The sequence below is a fragment of the Streptomyces sp. DH12 genome (assembly GCF_020873895.1).
Lineage (GTDB): Bacteria > Actinomycetota > Actinomycetes > Streptomycetales > Streptomycetaceae > Streptomyces.
Genome location: NZ_JAHWGT010001363.1, coordinates 1 through 419, shown reverse-complemented (window position 1 = coordinate 419; position 419 = coordinate 1). Strand labels below are relative to the sequence as shown.

Here is a 419-nt window from a genome sequence, read left to right as displayed (position 1 = left end):
GCCACTCGGACACCGGCTGGTAGTACGTGACGCCTCCCGAACTGCAGTTCCCGCTGCTGCCGACGATGACGCCGAGAGCGGTGCCGCCCGAGAAGGCCGGACCGCCGGTGTCTCCGGGCTCGGAGCAGAGGTTCGACCGGAACAGACCGTACACGGCTCCTTCCCCGTGGTTGATGGTGACGTTCAGGGCCTGGACGGTCCCGCAGCGATATCCGGTGGTTCGCCCGACGTGGCAGACCGACTGCCCGACGACGGGATACGCCGCGTTGGTGATGTCACGTGTACCGGCGCCGACGCCCAGCGAGATCTCGCCCGGGTAGGCGACCGCCGTATTGGTGTACCGGACGCTCGCATAGTCGTTGCCCGGGAAACTCACCCCCGCGGTGACGCCGACGCCCACGGTCAGGGCAGGGTCGGCA

Annotated in this window: 1 protein-coding gene; it reads right to left on the bottom strand. The window is 68.7% G+C overall.

Annotated elements, in window-relative coordinates:
* On the bottom strand, positions 1-400 hold a 400-nt coding region (locus LPA54_RS40085), incomplete at its 3' end, for a S1 family peptidase (protein WP_228985348.1).
* Positions 401-419: the final 19 nt, after the last annotated feature.